The organism is Cellulosimicrobium sp. 22598 (genome assembly GCF_052044445.1).
GTDB classification, from domain to species: Bacteria; Actinomycetota; Actinomycetes; order Actinomycetales; family Cellulomonadaceae; genus Cellulosimicrobium; species Cellulosimicrobium cellulans_G.
This window is the reverse complement of sequence record NZ_JBQEMZ010000001.1, coordinates 215,227-232,620: the sequence shown is the minus strand read 5'-3', so window position 1 is coordinate 232,620 and position 17,394 is coordinate 215,227. Positions and strand designations below refer to the sequence as shown.

16 protein-coding genes and 1 tRNA gene are annotated in these 17,394 nt (G+C 75.0%); 4 read left to right on the top strand and 13 right to left on the bottom strand.

The window, feature by feature from the left end; translation table 11 throughout:
• Positions 1 to 42: 42 nt before the first annotated feature.
• The 8 genes from ACTJIY_RS01010 to ACTJIY_RS00975 all read right to left on the bottom strand — a co-directional run bounded on the left by ACTJIY_RS01010 (position 43) and on the right by ACTJIY_RS00975 (position 6,187).
• Positions 43 to 636, bottom strand: a complete 594-nt coding sequence (locus ACTJIY_RS01010; protein WP_440673096.1) for a hypothetical protein — start codon at positions 634 to 636, stop codon at positions 43 to 45.
• Complete coding sequence (locus ACTJIY_RS01005; protein WP_440673097.1) at positions 633 to 1,256, bottom strand: TetR/AcrR family transcriptional regulator; 624 nt, start codon at positions 1,254 to 1,256, stop codon at positions 633 to 635. The genes ACTJIY_RS01010 and ACTJIY_RS01005 overlap by 4 nt, the downstream gene beginning before the upstream one ends.
• Positions 1,257 to 1,366: 110 nt before the next feature.
• Complete coding sequence (locus tag ACTJIY_RS01000) at positions 1,367 to 1,924, bottom strand: ATP-binding protein (RefSeq protein WP_440673098.1); 558 nt, start codon at positions 1,922 to 1,924, stop codon at positions 1,367 to 1,369.
• Positions 1,925 to 2,035: 111 nt separating this feature from the next.
• Positions 2,036 to 2,109: transfer RNA gene (locus ACTJIY_RS00995), tRNA-Pro, on the bottom strand.
• A 69-nt stretch (positions 2,110 to 2,178) separates the two neighbouring features.
• Positions 2,179 to 3,555, bottom strand: coding sequence for an MFS transporter (locus ACTJIY_RS00990; RefSeq protein WP_440673099.1), 1,377 nt, complete (start codon positions 3,553 to 3,555; stop codon positions 2,179 to 2,181).
• Complete coding sequence (locus tag ACTJIY_RS00985) at positions 3,552 to 4,196, bottom strand: GntR family transcriptional regulator (RefSeq protein ID WP_290444584.1); 645 nt, start codon at positions 4,194 to 4,196, stop codon at positions 3,552 to 3,554. The genes ACTJIY_RS00990 and ACTJIY_RS00985 overlap by 4 nt, the downstream gene beginning before the upstream one ends.
• Before the next feature lie 143 nt (positions 4,197 to 4,339).
• Entirely contained in the window at positions 4,340 to 5,122 is a 783-nt protein-coding gene (locus ACTJIY_RS00980) for a DUF899 family protein (protein WP_253049616.1), read from the bottom strand.
• Between the two features lie 228 nt (positions 5,123 to 5,350).
• The gene (locus ACTJIY_RS00975; RefSeq protein WP_253049619.1) at positions 5,351 to 6,187 is read right to left on the bottom strand and encodes an alpha/beta fold hydrolase; all 837 of its coding nucleotides are present in this window, start codon (positions 6,185 to 6,187) and stop codon (positions 5,351 to 5,353) included.
• Positions 6,188 to 6,378: 191 nt separating this feature from the next.
• Here ACTJIY_RS00975 and ACTJIY_RS00970 point away from each other — a divergent pair, with 191 nt between their 5' ends.
• The 4 genes from ACTJIY_RS00970 to ACTJIY_RS00955 all read left to right on the top strand — a co-directional run bounded on the left by ACTJIY_RS00970 (position 6,379) and on the right by ACTJIY_RS00955 (position 12,489).
• Positions 6,379 to 7,896: an MFS transporter gene (locus ACTJIY_RS00970; protein ID WP_440673209.1), complete on the top strand. Its 1,518-nt coding sequence runs from the start codon at positions 6,379 to 6,381 to the stop codon at positions 7,894 to 7,896.
• A 197-nt stretch (positions 7,897 to 8,093) separates the two neighbouring features.
• A complete protein-coding gene (locus tag ACTJIY_RS00965) occupies positions 8,094 to 8,840 on the top strand; it encodes a cohesin domain-containing protein (protein WP_440673100.1) in 747 nt (248 codons plus the stop codon).
• A 95-nt stretch (positions 8,841 to 8,935) separates the two neighbouring features.
• Positions 8,936 to 10,786 carry an amidase family protein gene (locus tag ACTJIY_RS00960; RefSeq protein ID WP_440673101.1) on the top strand — a complete coding sequence of 617 codons (1,851 nt, stop codon included), beginning with the start codon at positions 8,936 to 8,938 and terminating at the stop codon, positions 10,784 to 10,786.
• Positions 10,787 to 10,920: 134 nt separating this feature from the next.
• Positions 10,921 to 12,489, top strand: a complete 1,569-nt coding sequence (locus tag ACTJIY_RS00955; protein WP_440673102.1) for a GDSL-type esterase/lipase family protein — start codon at positions 10,921 to 10,923, stop codon at positions 12,487 to 12,489.
• 153 nt (positions 12,490 to 12,642) lie between these two features.
• On the opposite strand, the gene ACTJIY_RS00950 is transcribed toward ACTJIY_RS00955, so the two are convergent.
• The 5 genes from ACTJIY_RS00950 to ACTJIY_RS00930 form a co-directional block, all read right to left on the bottom strand.
• Positions 12,643 to 13,191, bottom strand: a complete 549-nt coding sequence (locus tag ACTJIY_RS00950; RefSeq protein ID WP_440673103.1) for a hypothetical protein — start codon at positions 13,189 to 13,191, stop codon at positions 12,643 to 12,645.
• 120 nt (positions 13,192 to 13,311) lie between these two features.
• Positions 13,312 to 14,409 (bottom strand): hypothetical protein, encoded by a 1,098-nt coding sequence (locus ACTJIY_RS00945; RefSeq protein WP_440673104.1) that lies wholly within the window; start codon positions 14,407 to 14,409, stop codon positions 13,312 to 13,314.
• Positions 14,406 to 15,941, bottom strand: coding sequence for a ribosome biogenesis GTPase Der (der, locus tag ACTJIY_RS00940; protein WP_353709220.1), 1,536 nt, complete (start codon positions 15,939 to 15,941; stop codon positions 14,406 to 14,408). The genes ACTJIY_RS00945 and der overlap by 4 nt, the downstream gene beginning before the upstream one ends.
• An 84-nt stretch (positions 15,942 to 16,025) precedes the next feature.
• Positions 16,026 to 16,397 (bottom strand): iron chaperone, encoded by a 372-nt coding sequence (locus ACTJIY_RS00935; RefSeq protein WP_253049634.1) that lies wholly within the window; start codon positions 16,395 to 16,397, stop codon positions 16,026 to 16,028.
• Positions 16,398 to 16,473: 76 nt separating this feature from the next.
• The gene (locus tag ACTJIY_RS00930) at positions 16,474 to 17,382 is read right to left on the bottom strand and encodes a DMT family transporter (RefSeq protein ID WP_353709219.1); all 909 of its coding nucleotides are present in this window, start codon (positions 17,380 to 17,382) and stop codon (positions 16,474 to 16,476) included.
• Positions 17,383 to 17,394: the final 12 nt, after the last annotated feature.

The window sequence follows — 17,394 nt, the reverse complement described above, 5'->3', positions numbered from 1 at the left end:
GGACCGCCAACCCGTGCGGACGGTGCAGGCGGCGTCCCGGCCTCAGGTGGCGAGGGCGAGCACGACGACCGCCGCCCCGAGGACGGCGTCGAGCGCGCAGCAGAACGCCGCGAGGGACGCGGAGACGACGCGGCCCGTGCGCAGGTGGTGCACGTCCCATGCCGCATGGGCGAGGAGCCCCGCGCCGACGAGCAGCCCGGCCCACGGCTGACCGAGGAGGGCGACGGCGACCGCGACGCCCACGACGACGGCCATCGCCGCGGCCTGCAACGGCAGCCCCCACGCCGGGCGGGCCGCCCCGCGCGCGAGGCCGTAGACCGCCAGCACGACGACGACGCCGAGCATCGCCCAGAACGGGTCGAATCCGGGGAGAGCGAAGCCGACACCGATGAGCACGAACGTGAGCCCGAACAACGGCCACGCGGCGTCGCGGCGACCGAGCGCGGCCGCGCCGAGGTAGACGAACGCGGCGGCGGTCAGGACGAGCGAGGACTGCGCGGTGTCGGAGAAACCGACCCACGCGGCCACGGCAAGCGCGCCGCCGAAGAGCGCACCCGTGACGACGGGCCACCACGCGGCGGGCCGGGCGAGAGCGCGCCCCGCGGTGCGCGCGGGGGTACGGTCCGCGGCGGTCATCGCGCCACCTCGTCCGGAACCGCGGGCACCGGCGTGCCGGGCGGGGTGAAGGCGGCGAGGACCGTCGCGGTGATGGTCGTCGCCGCGCCGTCGGGCGCGAGCCGGCCCGCGTCGATCTCCTCCGCGGCGCCGTGCATCACCCGGTGCAGGGTGCCGACCAACCAGGATGTCGGCAGGTCGGCCCGGAACACCCCGTCCGCGCGACCCCGCTCGACGAGCCGCTCGACCCGGGACGCCGGCCGCGCGTGCAGCGCGAGCACCCGCTCGGGCCCGAGCGCCTCCGTCGCCGCGGTGAGGAGCGAGCCGACCTGCACGATCGTCAGCCAGCTCTGTCGGACGAGGCGCACCAGCGCGTCGCGCGGGTCGCCGGTCAGGTCGACGGCGTCGAGCGCCGCGTCACCCTCCTCGATCGCGCGCGCGACGACCGCGTCGACGAGCACCGCCCGGTTCGCGAAGTGGCCGTAGAGCGTGACCCTGCCGACTCCCGCGGACCGTGCGATCTCGGCGACGCTCGCGTCGGGGTCACGGCTCAGGCACACGGCCGCCGCGTCGAGGATCGCCTCGACGTTCCGGCGCGCGTCGGCGCGCCGGGTCTGCTGCTGGGTGGGTTCTCCGGGCATGTCGCCCTCCGTAGTCGAACACCGCTGTACGAGTTACAGGACCGACTCCACCCGAGGTTCGGGGCAGAGTCAAGGGTTCGGCAGCGGATTCCTGAGCGCGGCCGAGCGCGTCAGCCGATCACGCGGACCGACAGACCCTGCGACGCGCACGCCGTGACGCGCTCGCGCAGCCGCTCGACGTCGACGTGCGTCGCCAGTCCCAGCGCGGAGTCGACCTCGAAGCGCACCGTCGTCCCCGTCGAGCCGTCGTCGGCGACCGGGACCAGGTCCGTGACCGGGACGCCCCGCGCGTAGCGCTGGGTCCACGAACCGTTCAGCCGGCGGTTCGTGTGCACCAGCTCGGCGCTGAGCGCGCTCACGACGGACATCCCGCGTCGCGCACGCCCGTCCGGCAGCACCGGCGGCTGCGTCGCGTCGAAGAACCGCAGGTCCCGCGTCGCCATCACCGGCTTCTTGACGAACCGGCCCGCGTCGTCCGGCAGCGTGGCCACGACCGCGGAGCCCCCGCCACGGTCCTCGGCCTCCTCCGCGGCATACGCCAGCACCTCCAGCACCAGGTGCTCCACACCGCCCGGTGCCAGCTCGTGCGCGCGACGCCGCACGTCTGCGAGGTGCTCGTGGTCGACCGACGCCGACCAGTCGTGCGTCGTCCTCGTCCAACCGGTCACGGCCCTCCCCCTCGTTGACGCCACACGGATGCGAATCTCTCACGGCTGGAGGGGATGCGCGACGGTGCGCAAACACGGAGAGGGACCGGCCGAAGCCGATCCCTCTCGATGTCGGGCTGACAGGATTTGAACCTGCGACCCCCTGACCCCCAGTCAGGTGCGCTACCAAGCTGCGCCACAGCCCGTGGCTGGATCACCAGGCGTAACACTCGACCTAACATCGCGTGTCCCGGCCCCGTGAAGCCTCGGATACTCTACCCCATCCGCGACGCCGTCAGCGCACCGTTTGCCCCGGTCGGGGCTGTGCGGTCGGTCTCGTCGGCAGCACCCGGGGCGACGTCCCGCTCCCCCGTCGGCAGGTGGGCGCGCCACGCGCTGGCGACGATCGCCAGGCAGACGGCGGCGATGACCAGTCCGCCGAGGAACATCTGCGTGTACGTCCACCGCACGGACAGCGCCGCGAGCGCCACGGGCACGCAGAACCCGACGTAGGTGATCGAGTAGTAGACCGCCGTGAGGCCGGCGAGGTCGTCGGGTGTCGCGATGCGCTGGACCTCGCTGAGCCCGGCGACGAGCGCGAGCCCGTACCCGGCGCCGAGCACGGCGGCGGCGACGAGCGCCGTCGGGAGGTCGAGCCGGGCCGCGGCGTAGGCGCCGAAGCCCATGCCGACGACGACGATCGACATCGCGACGACGGACGCCCGCGCGCTGCGGCGGGTGTCGATGAGGCGCCCGAGCACCTGGATCCCGACGCCGCAGCCGAGGCCGAGCACGGTCATGAGGCCGGAGAACGCGATGGGCGCGCTCCCGGCGCTCGCGGACACGAGCCCGGGCAGCACGGCGTAGGCGCTGCCCGCGCACCCGAACACCCAGGGCGCCACGGGCACGACGACGCGCAGGAACCGCCGGTGCGCGACGGCCGGTACGCGCAGGTCGTCCCGCAGCCGGCCGCGGGACGCACCGTCGGGCGCTGCCCGCGTCTCCGGCACGCCGAGCACCCACACCCCGGCGCCGACGGCGAGCACGGCGTGCAGCAGGTAGGCCGTGTGCGTGGGCCAGGGCGCCCACTGGGCGAGCACCGCCGCGACGCCGGCGCCGACGAGGAACCCCAGCGTGAGGGCGAGGCCGGCGCGCCGGGCTCCGGAGCCGCCGTCGGGCACCCCGGACGCGACCGCCGCCGCGTCGGTGAGCTCCTTGACCCACGTCGTCCCGACGGCCATGACGAGCCCGAGCGCGACGCCGCAGAGCACGCGGCCGGTGGCGAGCAGCGCCGCGGACGACTCCCCCGCAGCGAGCACGAGCGACCCGACGAGCGCGATCGGCGCCGCGGGCAGCAGCAGGGGCCGGCGCCCGTACCGGTCGGACAGCGGTCCGCCGAGCAGGAGCGCCGGGATGATGCCCAGCACGTAGGCGGCGAGCAGCGCGTCGACCGTCACGGCCGAGAAGTGCCCCACCTCCCGGTACATGACGAGCAGCGGCGTGAACTCGTTGCCGCCCCAGGCGACGGCGAACATGACGGCGGCGACCGCCACCCAGGCCCGCGGCCCGACGACGGTCCCCGCCCCGCGCCCGGACGGGGCGGTCTCGTTCTCGGTCCGCTCAGACCCAGGCACGGAGGTCGCTGCGCTCACAGACCGGCCCTCGCGTCCTCGAGGTGGCGCTGGATGCGGCGCTTGTAGGTGCGGGTGTCGCGCACCTCGAGCGCGTCGACGAGGGCGCGGTGCCCGGCGACGAAGGTCGCGGCGCGGCGCGGGTCCCACCGGACGCTGTGCGCGACCATGCGCTGCTGGCGCTCGCGCAGGCTCACGGAGAACGTCGTGAGGAGCGCGTTGCCGCCCGCGGCGACGATCTCCTGGTGGAAGCGCGCGTCGAGCGTCGCGTACTCGGCGACGTCGCCGTCGGCGACCGCCGCCTCCTGTGCGGTGACGAGGTCGCGCAGCAGCGCGACGAGCGTGGCGAGCTCGGTGTCGGGGAGCCGGACGACGTTCTGCGCCGCGTGCGTCTCGACGAGCAGGCGCGCGTCGAGGACGTCGTCCGCCTCCCCGGGCGCGACCGGGACGACGAGCGCGCCCCGCTTCGGGTAGAGGCGCAGCAGCCCCTCGGTCTCCAGCCGCAGGAACGCCTCGCGCACGGGCGTGCGGCTCACGCCGAGCTGCTCGGCGATCTCGCCCTCGCTCGTCATGGACCCGCCGGGCAGGCTCCCGTCGAGGACGAGGGACTTCACGTGCCGATAGGCCTGCTCGGTGGCAGAACCGCTGGTCGTTCGAGGCATAGATACATGATGCATCTATCTGGTGCGCGACATCGACCGGAGTCGCACCGCGCGCCCGTGGCGCTCGCCACACCCGCGCACCAACCTTCACGTGATGCTTCAGGACGAGGGATCCGGCGCCGCCGAGCACGCCCTTGCGCGCCTCAGTGGTGGTGCCCGCTCCGGCCGAGCGTGGCCTCCGGCGTCGCACCGGGACGGGTCCACTGGGGCACGGGGCGCGTGGTCGGGCCCCAGCCCGCGACGCCGTCGGCGTCCGCGCGCCAGTACCAGCACGCGCCCTCGCCCTCGGGCCAGCCGTCGGGGGTGTCCTCCCACGACTCCCTGCGCCCGTAGGGCGTCATGTCGAGGAGAGCGAAGTGCGGGCTGGTCGGCTCGTTGCCGCGACCCGTCGTGCGGTACGTGAGGAACACGCGGTCGCCGTCGCGCAGGAAGCAGCTCACGTAGCCCATCTCGCCGCCGACCGGCTCGTCCAGCCCGCGCACCGAGTACCACGGCTGGGTGTAGCCCATGAACTCGACGTACGGCTCGACCTCCTCCCAGCGGCCGACGGTGAGGATCGCGAACGAGACGCCGCGCGCGTTGAGGTAGACGGCGTCGCGCAGGGCCCACGCCGTCCACGTGCATCCCTCGCACTGTCCCTGGTGCGGGGCGCCGTCGTGCCACATGTGCTGGTAGACCACGAGCTCGTCGCGTCCCTGGAACAGGTCGACGAACGGGACCGCCCCGTCCGGGCCGACGACCTCCACCGCGCCGTCGATCTCCACCATGGGGAGCCGCCGGCGTGCCGCCGCGATGGCGTCGCCCTCACGGGTGTGCGCCTTCTCCCGGACCAGGAGCTCGTCCCGGGCGGTCTGCCAGGTGGCGAGGTCGACGACGGGTGGTCGGCCGGGCAGGGAGACGGTGGGGCCGCTGGTCGTGGTCGTCATGGTGTCCTCCACGGATGTCGGTGCCGGTCGGCGCAGGCCGCCCGGCGAGGTCACCCGCAACGACCCGACGGGCGACCGGAACTCATCGGCCCGTGCCGGCTCGCTCGACCTTCCGGTCCTCGACACCGCTCCCTCGGTCGACGACCACCGCCCGCGCGGTTCGTCCGCGCCGGGCGCGCGTGTGCGCCCAGGTGGTCGCCGCGTCCGCAGCCGCTCGAGACGCTCCCGTCAGACCACGGGGCCGGAGCCCTGGGCGATCTGGAGCACGCGGGAGACCCCCGGCTGGTCGGGGTCGTCGGTGATCTCACGGCCGTCGAGCCAGCTCTCGACGACGTGGGCGAGCTCGCCGGGGTGGCTGAAGTTCATGGCGTGGGCGGCGCCGTCGATCGCCACGATCGTCACGTGCGGGGGCGCGAGCGTGCCGACCTCGTGCACGCGCCGGGGCGGCGGCATGAGCGGGTCGCGCGTGCCGATCACGGCGAGGGTGGGGACCGGGACGCGGATCACGCGTTCGAGCGACGGGAACCGGACGAGCTCGGAGAACAGGTGCAGCGCGTTGACGGCACCGAAGCGCGCGTAGTCGGGCACGGCGATGCGCGCCATCCGCGGGCTCTCCCGGCCGGCGTCCCGGGCGAGCTGGGTGAGCGCGCGGGCGAACGGCTGGTTGTGCACGCCGCCGGCGGGCGAGGCGAGGACGATCCCCGCGACGCGCTCCGGTGCGGAGTGCGCGACCTCCAGGCTGATCGGGCCGCCCATGGAGTTGCCGACGAGGATCACCCGCTCGAGCTCGAGCGCGTCGAGCAGCGAGAGCAGCGCCCACGCGAGCGACGGGATCCCGAGGGTGTGACCCCAGCGCTCGCTGCGCCCGTAGCCGGGCAGGTCCGGCACGACGGCGGTCGCCCGGTGCGCGAGGCGCTCCGCGGTCGGGAGCAGGTACGTGCCGGAGACCGCGAACCCGTGCACGTGCACGATCGGGACGGCGCCCGGCACGTCCGGGCCGATCCGCACGAACACGTCGTGCCCCTCCACCTCGACGTGGCGCGAGCGCCACCCGTCAGCAGCCATAGGCCGATGGTGGCAGAGCGGACGCCGCGGCGCCCGGGCAGCGGGAGCACCCGCGGCGGGTGAGGCGGGCGCACGGCGCGGCCGGTGAGCATGGACGGCGGACGGGGGTCGACGTGGAGCAGAGCACCGAGAACACCGCCGGCCGGCCGACCGCGGCCGCCCGGCGTCTCGCGCTGCTCCTCGCCGCGGCGATGTTCGTCCTGGTCGTCGACACGTCGTTCATGAACGTGTCGATCTCGGCCGTGGTCCGCGACCTGGACACGACCGTGAGCGGGGTGCAGACGGCGATCGCGCTCGAGGCGCTCGTCTCCGCGTCGTTCATCCTCGTGGGCAGCAAGGTCGGCGACCTCGTCGGGCGCCGCCGCGCGTACGTCGTCGGGCTGCTCGCGTACGGGGCGGGCGCCGTCGCGATGACCATGGCCCAGAGCCTCGTGGCCGTCGTGGTCTTCTGGTCGGTCGTCGGCGGCCTGGGCGCCGCGCTGCTGCTCCCGGCCATGCAGTCGCTCGTGCACGGGAACTTCGACGGCGCCGCGCGCAAGTCCGCCTACGCGCTCGTGGGGGCCGCGGCGTCGATCGCGGCGGCCGTCGGGCCGCTGCTGGGCGGCGTCATCACGACGACCCTGTCGTGGCGCGTGGCCTTCGGTCTCGAGGCCGTGGTCATCGTGGTGGTGCTCCTGGGGGTGCGGCTGGTGCGCGACGTCCCGTACACCGGCGACCGCACGGTCGACGTCGTGGGGACCGTCCTGTCGGTCGTCGGGATGGGCGGCATCGTCCTCGGCGTCCTCGTCTGGCAGGAGGGCGGCGAGGCGGTCGGGGCGTTCGTGGTCGTCGGTGCCGCGGGCCTCGTGGGGCTGGCGGCCTGGCTCGTGCGGCGCGCGCGGGCGGGGCGGACGACGCTCGTCGACCCGAGGCTGTTCCGCTCCCCCGCGTTCCGCGTCGGGGTCTCGCAGCAGCTCTTGCAACAGGTCGCGCTCGGCGGCGCGATGATCGCGCTGCCGATCTTCCTCCAGATGGCGCTCGGCTACGACGCGCTCCTGGCGGGCCTCTCGCTCGCGCCGCTGTCGCTGACGATGTTCGCCGCGGCCCTGGTCGCGGGCAAGCGACCCGGCCGACGCCGCCCGGCCACGCGCGTGCTCGCCGGGTTCGCGCTGCTCGTCCTCGGCATCGCGGCGGCCGTCCTCGTGGTGCCGCGCGCGACGTCGGGCTGGTGGCTGGCGCTGCCCCTCGTCGTCGCGGGCGCCGGGCTCGGGCTGCTCGTGTCGCAGCTCAACGCGTACACGCTCTCCCCCGTCCCCGAGGAGCGCGCGAGCGAGGCCGCGGGCGTCAGCTCGGCGGCGGGGTCGTTCGGGCTCTCGCTCGGCCTCGCCGTCGCCGGTGCGGTGATGCTCGCGTCGCTCGCCGCCGGGTTCACGGCACAGGCCGAGTCGAGCACCGTCCTGCCCCCGGACGACAAGCAGCAGGTCGCGACGGTGCTCGAGGACGACGCCGAGATCATGAGCGACGCCCAGCTCGTCGAGCTGCTCGCCGACGAGCCGCCCGAGGTGCAGGACGAGATCCTGCGCATCAACGACGACGTCCGGGCCCGCGCGCTCCAGGTCGCGCTCCTCGTGCCGCTCGTCGCGGGACTGCTCGGCGTGGTCGCCGCGCTGCGCATGCGACGGATCCCCGATCCCGAGGTGCGCGAGGACGCGCCCCCGGCCCTCGGCTGACGCCCGACGCCGGCACCGCAGGTCGGCTCGCTCGGCACGGTCCGTGACCGGACCGAGACTCCCTTCGTCGCTCGCGCTAACCGCCGCGAAACTCCCGGGAAACAGCGACTTGTGAGCATCGGTCCCGGCAGGGGGCTCCACCACCACCGCGGTCGTGCGCGCAGTCCGGCGCGCGCCGAGGAAGGACCAGCTCCCCCATGACCCGCTTCCCTTCGCGCCGACGGCTCGGCCGGCGCGCCGCGCTCGTCGGCGGCCTGGCGGTCGCCGCGACCGCTCTCACCGCCCCGGCTCACGCCGCGCCGTCGGTCTCCGACGTGACCCTCGACGCACCGTCGAGCGTCGAGGTCGGCGCCCCGATCACGGTGACCGTCGCTGCGGCCGGTGCCGTCGACCTCTACGCCTACGACCTGGCGGTCTCCTACGACCCGGATCTCGTCGAGCTCGTCGAGGACTCCGTGGTCACGCCCGACGGCGGGTTCTCCGACGTCGCCGACGACGCGGCCGGGACCGTCTCCGTCACGCACACGCGGCTCGGCACGTCCCCCGGACTCGCGGGCGACGTCACGCTCGCGACGCTCACGTTCACCGCCGTGGCCGACGACGACGCCCCGTTCGCCGTCCCCACGGCCACCCTCGTCGGCGCCGACGCCACGACGGCGTCGCTGACGGACGCCGCGGCCGCCTCGACGACCGTCACGGCCGTCGTGACGACACCGCCCACGGACGACCCGACGGACGGCACGACCTCTCCGTCTCCGACCGGTGACGGCTCGGCCGCTCCCGGGGCCGACGGCGCGTCCGACTCGCCGTCGACCTCGGCCGGATCGGGCTCGCTCGCCTCGACGGGCGCGAGCGTCGCGTGGTTCGTGGGGGCGGCCCTGCTCGCCGTCGCGGCGGGCGTCGGGATCCTCTGGGCACGCCGTCGGGCGGTGGCCTCGCGATGACTCTCGAGACGACCCCCGACCTGACGAGCACCCGCCCGACCGCCGCGCCCGGCGCGCCCGCGCCCCGGGTCCGTCACACCTCGAAGGAGCAGCCCGTGCCCACCATCCACCGACGCGCCGCGGCGGGCGGGCTCGCCGCGCTCACGGCGACAGGGCTCGTGCTCGCCGTCGCCACGGCTCCCGTCGCGACCGCGGCTCCCGCCGCGACCCCGCTCCTCGCCCCGTACTGGACGGAGCTCGACCTCACGGGCGACGACCAGGTCACCTCGGACGACCTCGCCGTCGTCGCCGCGGCGCTCGGCGCGACGACCGACGACGCCGCGTGGGCCGACGTCGCGACGGCCGACACGGACCGCGACGGCACGATCACCGTCGCGGACCTCGCCGCCGTGTCCCAGCGGATGATCTACGACGACGGGCCGTTCGAGCTCGTCGAGGCCTCGGTGCTCGACATGCAGGCCGCGATGAACGCGGGGGTCACGTCGTCCGTCGCGATCACCCAGGAGTACCTGGACCGCATCGCGGCCTACGACACGACGCTCGTCGACACGGGCGCGGGCGGGCGGCCCCTGCACTCGATCGTCACGACGAGCGACGTGGCGCTCGAGGCCGCCGCGCGCGCGGACGCGGCCCGCGCCGCGGACGGCATGACGAGCCTGCTGCTCGGCGTGCCCGTCGCGCTCAAGGACAACTACGACACGAAGGACATGCCGACGACGGGCGGCTGCGGCTGCTGGGACGGCAACCGGACCGCGACCGACGCGACGATGGTCGACGGGCTGCGCGCCGACGGGGCCGTCGTCCTGGCCAAGGCGAGCCTCGACGAGTTCGCGTTCGGCTTCGTGTCCGAGTTCTCCTCGTACCAGGACGCGGGGACGAGCACGCTCGTCGCGAGCCCGTACGTCACGAGCCGCACGGCCGGCGGGTCGAGCGGCGGCACGGGCGCGGCGATCGCCGCCAACCTCGCCGGGCTCGGGTTCGGCACGGACACGGGCGGCTCGATCCGGGTGCCGTCGTCGTACAACCAGCTCGTGGGCGTGCGGCCGACGGTCGGGCTCGCGAGCCGCGACGGCATCATCCCGCTCGCACTGAGCCAGGACACGGGCGGCCCCATGGCGCGCAGCGTCCTGGACGCGGCCGTCGCGCTCGACGCGGTCGTGGGCGTCGACCCGGCGGACCCCGTGACCTCGCGCCAGGAGGGAGCGGTCCCCGCCTCGTACACGCAGTACCTGGACGCGGACGCGCTCGACGGCGCCCGCATCGGGTACGTGCCGTCCATGCTGGGGAGCAACGCCACGACCCTGCGCCTCTGGGCGCAGACGCGGGCCACGCTGGAGTCGCTCGGCGCCACCGTCGTCGAGGTGACGCCGCCCTCGACCTGGTCGCCGGTCCTCCCGAACGGGTTCGCGAGCGTGCTCAGCGAGGGCTCGGGCTCGACGAACGAGTTCAAGCACGACCTGGACGAGTACGTCGCGCACCACCTCTCGCCCGACGTCACGGCGCGGTCGCTGGCGGGCATCGTCGAGTCCGGGCGGTACGTCCCGTCGCGGCGCAGCACCTACGTGTCGCGCGACGCCGTCACCCCGGAGACGTACCAGGCGTGGGCCGGGCCCGCGGGCACGCACACGAAGGTCCTCGCCGAGGGCAAGCAGCTCGTCACTGCGATGCTCGACGACGCCGACCTCGACGCGCTCGTCTACCCCAGCGCGAACCCGTACGGGACCATCGGCACCAACCTGCGGCTCAGCCCCAACACGGGCCTCCCCGCCGTGACGGTGCCGATCGGACAGGCGACCGAGGCCGACGCGACCGTCACGGGCGGAGGCGTCAATCTCGAGCTCCTGGGCCGCGACTTCGAGGAGGGCCCCCTCCTCGGCCTGGCGTTCGCGCTCGAGCAGGCGACGCACGCGCGCACGTCGCCGTCGCTCTACGGCCCGCTCGGCTGAGCCCGGGTACTGCGCTCCTGCCGGACGGCGGCCGGTCCCTCGCGGGTCCGGCCGCCGTCCTCGCGTCGGACCGGTCGAAGGGTGCTAGGTTCCTCCTGACACCGCTATCAACCTCAACGCCGAGGGACGCCCGGATGCCACTCGTACACACCCCAGCCACCCGCACCGCGCGTCCTCTGCGGCGCAGGCTGCGCACGCTGCTCGCCGCCCTGACCACCGTCGGGCTCCTCCTGACCGGCCTCGGGACGGCGTCCGCCACCGACGCGCCCGCGCCCGACGCCGCGGGCTGGTTCACGAGCTGGGCCCAGTCCCAGCAGCGCGTCTCCACCAAGAACTTCGCGAACCAGTCGATGCGGATGGTCACCCGCCTGAGCCAGGGCGGGGACGCCGTGCGGATCCGGCTGCAGAACCAGTACGGGGTCGGGCCGGTCGTCATCGACCAGACGTCGCTCGCCCTGAGCGCCGGCGGACCGGCGATCGTCGCGGGCACCGACCGCGTGCTCACCTTCGACGGGGCCGAGAGCGTCACGATCCCCGTGGGCGGGGAGGTCTGGAGCGACCCGACGAGCATCGCCACCGACGACCTGGACGAGGTCGCCGTGACCTTCTACCTCGCCCGGCCGACCGTGACGAGCCTGCACGACCGCGCGGGCCGCAACAACTACGGGGCGCCGACCGGGTCGGGCAACCGCAACGCCGAGGTCTCCGGCGCGTCGTTCACCGAGAACCTGCCGTGGACCTACTTCGTCAGCGCGGTCGACGTGTACGACGCGGACGTCGCGGGCACGATCGTCGCCTACGGGAGCTCCGTCGTCGACGGCGTGGGCAGCGAGAACTGCGGGCCGGGCTGCGACGCGTTCGGCCAGGACCGACGTTGGACCGACGACCTCGCGCGGCGCGTCGCGGCCGAGCTGCCGCCGTCGCGGCAGGTCGCGATCGTCAACGAGGGGATCAGCGGCACGACCTCCTCGCCCGCGTGCGGGGGCGGCGGGAACGACGGCGTCTCGCGCCTCGAGCGCGACGTGCTCGCCCTGCACGGGGTGACCGGCGTGATCTTCTACTACGGCACCAACGACCTGGCGAACGGCTGCACGGACGCGACGATCCTGGCCAGCTACGAGCAGATCTTCGAGCGGCTGCGCGCCGAGGGCATCAAGGTCTTCGTCACCCCCATCACCCCGCGCCCCGGGTACACCGCGCTGCAGAACCAGTACCGCCGCGACGTCAACGACGTCGTGCGGGCGGGCGGCGACTGCAGCGGCACGTGCGACGGCGTCCTCGACTTCGACGCGGTCCTGCGGGACCCGGCGAACCCCGACTCGATCTACCCGCCCTACGACACCGGGGACGGCGTCCACGCCAACGTCGCCGGGCAGCAGGCCATCGCCGACTCGGTCCCGCTCGACCTCCTCGTCGGCGACCGGCCGTCGGTCGCGACGGACGTCCGCCTGCGCTGCCTCGCCGGCACCCCGTACGTCGCGGTCCGCGTCGCCAACACGGACGACGTCGCGCTCGACGTCGACGTGGAGACCGCCTACGGGTCGAGGTCGTTCACCGGCGTCGCGCCCGGGTCGAGCGCGTACCAGTCGTTCGCCGTGCGGACCGCGCCGGGCGCCGGCGTCGTGACGGTCACCGCGCGCACGGCGGGAGGTGGCGGCGCCGAGCGGGTCGAGCAGGTCGAGCACGCCGCGCCGGCCTGCTGACGGACGCGCGAGGCGCCGAGCCGGGCGGGCGTCGAGCGCGTCGTCGTGCACAGCAGCGAGCGTGCCGTCCGCGCCGACGACCGGGCGGGCATCACGTCCGACGCGAGCGCTTGCGCCACCGGCGACTGCGCCCGGTCGACGCTCCTCGTGACGTCAGGGGCGCGTGACGTCGAGGAGGGCGTCGATCGACCCGGCCTCCTCGACGAGCCCCGACCACCCGACCCGCGAGGCGGTCTGCGCCTCCGCGTCCGTGAGCAGCCGCAGCGTGCGGATGTGGCCGACCACGTTCCCCGCGGCGTCGATCACGTCGTCCAGCGCGGCTCCCCACCGCGAACCCGTGGCCATGATGGCGGAGATCTGCGTCCCGGTCAGGAACGGGTCCCGGTTGCGCCACGGCGTCTCGAACGGCGGCGTGCGGCGGTTGACCGCGATGTCGTCGCACACGATCCGCAGGGCGACGAGCGCGGCGCCCTCCTGACCCTCGGGCACCTCGACCGCCAGCTCGACGGGAGGCCCGGCGTCGACCGGCAGCCGGGAGACGCCCGCGGTGAGGAGCGTGAGCGGCCCGTCCGTCGGCTGCTTGGCCACGACCATGACGGAGCCGCCGATGCGCTCGTCGAGCAGGGCCGGCGGCACGCCGAACGCGTCGAAGACGTGGTTCGGGAAGGCGTCGTGGCTCGGAGCGAGCGGGAGGTCGGTCATGGGCACCGATCCTCGGGGCGGCGGGCCGCAGGCTCGCCGCCCGACGCCCCCGAGATGGCGACGTACGGCGCTCGACTCGGGGCCCGAGCGGTCGGGCGTCGCGATCTCGGCGGCACGCCGCTATCTCGGGGCAGCACGTCCGGTCCTCGGTGTGGTCCGGGACCGGGCCCGACGGTCGTCGTCGCCGCCCAGAGCGGCGCCGAGAGCGGACAGCACCAGCAGGTCGACGGCCAGGCCCGCGACGCCGACCCACTGGAGCGCGCGGAACACGAGGAGCTGGGTGAGCAGCAGCGACACGAGCACGCCACGGCGGACCCAGACCGCGCCCGCGCGGTGGTCCTCCGGACTCCCGCCGCGGGCCACGACGACGCCCGCCACGACGCACGCGACCGTCCCCGCGACCCCGACGACGATCCCCGCGCCCACCCACGTCGGCACGTCGATCCCGCCGGTGAGCACGCGGACGCCGGCGAACAGCGACCCGAGCGCGGTGCCCAGCACGAGGACCACGACCACGGCGGCCGCCCAGGGCCGCCCCAGGGCCGCGGCGAACCACGCGGACGCACGGCGGACGAGCGCGCGCACGGGGTCGGGGACGTCGACGTCGTCGCGCGGCACGGCCTCGACGAGCGCGGACACCTCCGCCGCGGCGGGCTCGCCCCGGCCCCGCGCCGCGAGCCCCCGCGCCTCCTCCCGCGCGTCGTCGGTGAACCCGCCCGCGACGCCCGCGACCGCGCGATCGGTCGCGACGGCCAGGTACTCCGCCGGATGATGCCGGCGCCGCCCGTGCAGCGCCTCGACCACGAGCACGAGGACCACGACGGTCGCGTAGATCAGCGCCGCCGTCGGCTGGTAGAAGTAGTCGTTGTCCGCGGTGACGAACTTGCCGATCTCGTCGACGAACAGTCCGAACCCGACGCCGCCGACGACCGCACCGAGCGAGCGCAGCGCGGGCCCGACGAACGACAGCAGCACGACGACCGCGAGCGCCATCCCGAGCCCGCCCCAGAGCACGTGCGCGACGTGCAGGTCTCCCCCACCGACCTGCGGGTACCCGGAGGCGGCGAGCAGGAAGCGCGTGACGAGCACGGTCGCGACGGTCACGACGAGGAACGTCACGAGGTGGCGCGTGGCGGCGGTGTCGCGCGCGACGCCGAGGCGCAGCGCACGCCCCCGCCGGGTGACCCCCGCGGGGACGCGTGCGGCGCCGTCGCTCACCGCTTGCGCTTCTCCCGCACGCGGACGCTGATCTCGATGGGCGTGCCCTCGAACCCGAACGTCTCGCGCAGGCGGCGCTCGATGAAGCGCCGGTACCCGGCCTCGAGGAAGCCGGTCGCGAAGATGACGAAGCGCGGCGGGCGCGTGGATGCCTGGGTCGCGAAGAGGATGCGGGGCTGCTTGCCGCCGCGCAGCGGGTGCGGGTGGGCGGCGACGAGCTCGCCGAGGAACGCGTTGAGGCGCCCGGTCGGGATGCGCGTGTCCCACGAGTCGAGCGAGCGCTGGATCGCGGGGACGAGCCGGTCGGTGTGCCAGCCGGTGCGCGCGGAGACGTTGACGCGCGGCGCCCACTGCACCTGGACCAGGTCCTTCTCGATCTCGCGCTCGAGGAAGGGACGACGGTCCTCGTCCATGAGGTCCCACTTGTTGTACGCGATGACGAGGGCGCGCCCGGCGTCGACGACCTGCGAGATGACGCGCGTGTCCTGCTCGGTGAGCGGGACGGACGCGTCCACCAGCACGACGGCGAGCTCCGCCTTCTCGATCGCGGCCTGCGTGCGCAGCGACGCGTAGAAGTCGGCCCCCTTCGTCTGGTGCACGCGGCGGCGGATGCCCGCGGTGTCGACGAGGACGTACGGGACGTCCTTGATCGTCACGAGCTCGTCGACGGGGTCACGCGTCGTGCCCGCGGTCTCGTCGACGACGACGCGGTCGGCGCCGGCGATCTTGTTGAGCAGCGACGACTTGCCGACGTTCGGCCGCCCGACGAGCGCGACGCGGCGCGGCCCGGTCGGGCGCACCTCGCCGTGGGCGGACTCGGTCGGCAGCGCGGCCATCGCGGCGTCGAGCAGGTCCCCGGTCCCGCGCCCGTGGAGGGCGGACACGGGGTAGGGCTCGCCGAGGCCGAGGCTCCAGAGGTAGGCCGCGTCCGCCTCGCCCGACTGTCCGTCGACCTTGTTGGCGCACAGCACGACCGGCTTGCCGGACTCGCGCAGCAGGCGGACCACGCGCTCGTCGGTCGCGGTGGCGCCGACCGTGGCGTCCACGACGAACAGCACGGCGTCGGCGAGCGAGATCGCGACCTCCGCCTGCTCGGCGACCTTGGACTCGATGCCGGCGACGTCGACCTCCCACCCGCCGGTGTCGACGAGCGTGAAGCGCCGCCCCGCCCACTCGGCGGGGTAGCTGACGCGGTCGCGCGTGACGCCGGGCTTGTCCTCGACGACGGCCTCGCGGCGCCCGATGATGCGGTTGACGAGCGTCGACTTGCCGACGTTCGGTCGGCCGACCACGGCGAGCACGGGCAGCGGCGCCTCGGGCTCGTAGCCCTCGATCACCTCGCCGTCGGCGTCCAGGAGGACGAGGTCGGTGTCCTCGAGCTCGTAGTCCTCGAGGCCGGCGCGCAGCGCGCGCTCGCGCGCCGCGTCGTCCGCCGAGTCCGCGAGGTCCGCGGGCGCCAGGGGTTCCTCGGCCTGCCCGGCGGCGTCGATCTGTCCGGGCGTGCCGGGCTGGGCGGGGTCGGGTGTGGTCATGGCATCCATTCTCCCAGGCCGCGGGCCGGGCTCCGAACCGCCCGCCCCCGGCGCGGCGCGCGCGTCCTCTCCGAGCGGCCCGCGTCAGCCCGCGGCGCCGTCGCGGCGCGCGGCCAGGCGCTCGACGACGGCCCGCACGACGTCGTCGGGCACGGGCTCCGCGAGCGGGAACCGCAGCGTGCCCTTGCCGTCCTGGTAGCGCACGATGCGGCGCGCGAGCGCGTCGTCGACCTCCGGGACGGGGTACAGCGAGACGTGGTGCGCCCACCCCGCGAGGTAGACGACGTAGCGGTCGTCGAGCGTGAACGTCGGGATGCCGTAGCTGATGCGCTCCCCGAGGCCGGGCACGGTGTCGTGCACGACGGCGCGCAGGTGGGCGACGACGTCCCGCGCCGGCGGTGCCAGCGTCGCGAGGTACTCGTCCACGGTCGTGGGCTTGCCCGGAGCGTCGGTCATCCGCACTCCCCCTCCGTGTGCTGGCTCGCGTCCGCGGCCTCGCGGCGGCGCGCCGCACGACCGGCTACGCGCGAACCTACCGCGCGGCGGGCGACCCCGCGAGGCGCACGAGCACCACGCCCGCGACGACGAGGACTCCACCCGCCGCCTGCACGAGCGTCGGCACCTCGCCGAGGAGCAGCCACGCGATGACGACGGCGAACAGCACCTCGGACAGCCCGACGAACGACGCGAGGCGCTCCCCCATGCGCACGGTCGCGGCCACGCCGGAGACGTAGGCGAACGCCGTCGCCACGAGGACGACGACCACGAGCGGCACGTACCAGGGGGTCGACGCGCCGAGGAGCGCGACGTCGACGAACGGCGCGGCGAAGGGCAGCACGCCGACGAGGCCGGCGGCGCCGAGCGCGAGCGCCCCGACGCCCAGCCCCGACGCGGCGAGCGCGACGGCCGGCAGCCGGGTGGGACGCGCGGAGAGGACGAAGTAGGCGCCGAGGCCCACGGCCGCGCCGAGGGCGAAGAGGACCCCGACGAGGTCGGGGCGCGCACCCGCGGGGTCGACGACGAGCACGAGCCCGGCGACCGCGACGACGCAGCCCGCGAGCGTGAGCCGCGGCGGGACGTGCCGCGTGCGCAGCCACGCGAGGCCCACGAGCAGCACGGGTGCGAGGTACTCGACGAGCAGCGCGATACCGACCGGCATGCGCGCGACGGCCGCGAAGTAGCAGAGCTGCGTGCCGGCGACCGCGACGAGGCCGAACCCGAGGACGAGGCGCCACTCCTCGCGCAGCAGCCGGTGGCTGCCCCGCAGCGCGACCGCCGCGACCGGGGCGAGGACGAGCGCCGAGCACAGCGCCCGCGCGAAGACGGCCGCGCCCGGCGTCCACCCGGCCTCGAGCAGCGGCTTGACGAACGGGCCGCTCGCGCCGAACGCGAGCGCGGACGCGAGGCCGACGAGGATGCCCGTGCCCGGCCGATCGCCCACGACGTGCGCCGT

Coding starts and splice junctions, on each gene's coding strand:
- ACTJIY_RS01010 (WP_440673096.1), bottom strand. CDS start 636: ATGACCGCCGCGGACCGTACCCCCGCGCGCACCGCGGGGCGCGCTCTC.
- ACTJIY_RS01005 (WP_440673097.1), bottom strand. CDS start 1,256: ATGCCCGGAGAACCCACCCAGCAGCAGACCCGGCGCGCCGACGCGCGC.
- ACTJIY_RS00985 (WP_290444584.1), bottom strand. CDS start 4,196: ATGCCTCGAACGACCAGCGGTTCTGCCACCGAGCAGGCCTATCGGCAC.
- ACTJIY_RS00980 (WP_253049616.1), bottom strand. CDS start 5,122: ATGACGACCACGACCAGCGGCCCCACCGTCTCCCTGCCCGGCCGACCA.
- ACTJIY_RS00975 (WP_253049619.1), bottom strand. CDS start 6,187: ATGGCTGCTGACGGGTGGCGCTCGCGCCACGTCGAGGTGGAGGGGCAC.
- ACTJIY_RS00970 (WP_440673209.1), top strand. CDS start 6,379: ATGTTCGTCCTGGTCGTCGACACGTCGTTCATGAACGTGTCGATCTCG.
- ACTJIY_RS00965 (WP_440673100.1), top strand. CDS start 8,094: ATGACCCGCTTCCCTTCGCGCCGACGGCTCGGCCGGCGCGCCGCGCTC.
- ACTJIY_RS00955 (WP_440673102.1), top strand. CDS start 10,921: ATGCCACTCGTACACACCCCAGCCACCCGCACCGCGCGTCCTCTGCGG.
- ACTJIY_RS00950 (WP_440673103.1), bottom strand. CDS start 13,191: ATGACCGACCTCCCGCTCGCTCCGAGCCACGACGCCTTCCCGAACCAC.
- der (WP_353709220.1), bottom strand. CDS start 15,941: ATGACCACACCCGACCCCGCCCAGCCCGGCACGCCCGGACAGATCGAC.
- ACTJIY_RS00935 (WP_253049634.1), bottom strand. CDS start 16,397: ATGACCGACGCTCCGGGCAAGCCCACGACCGTGGACGAGTACCTCGCG.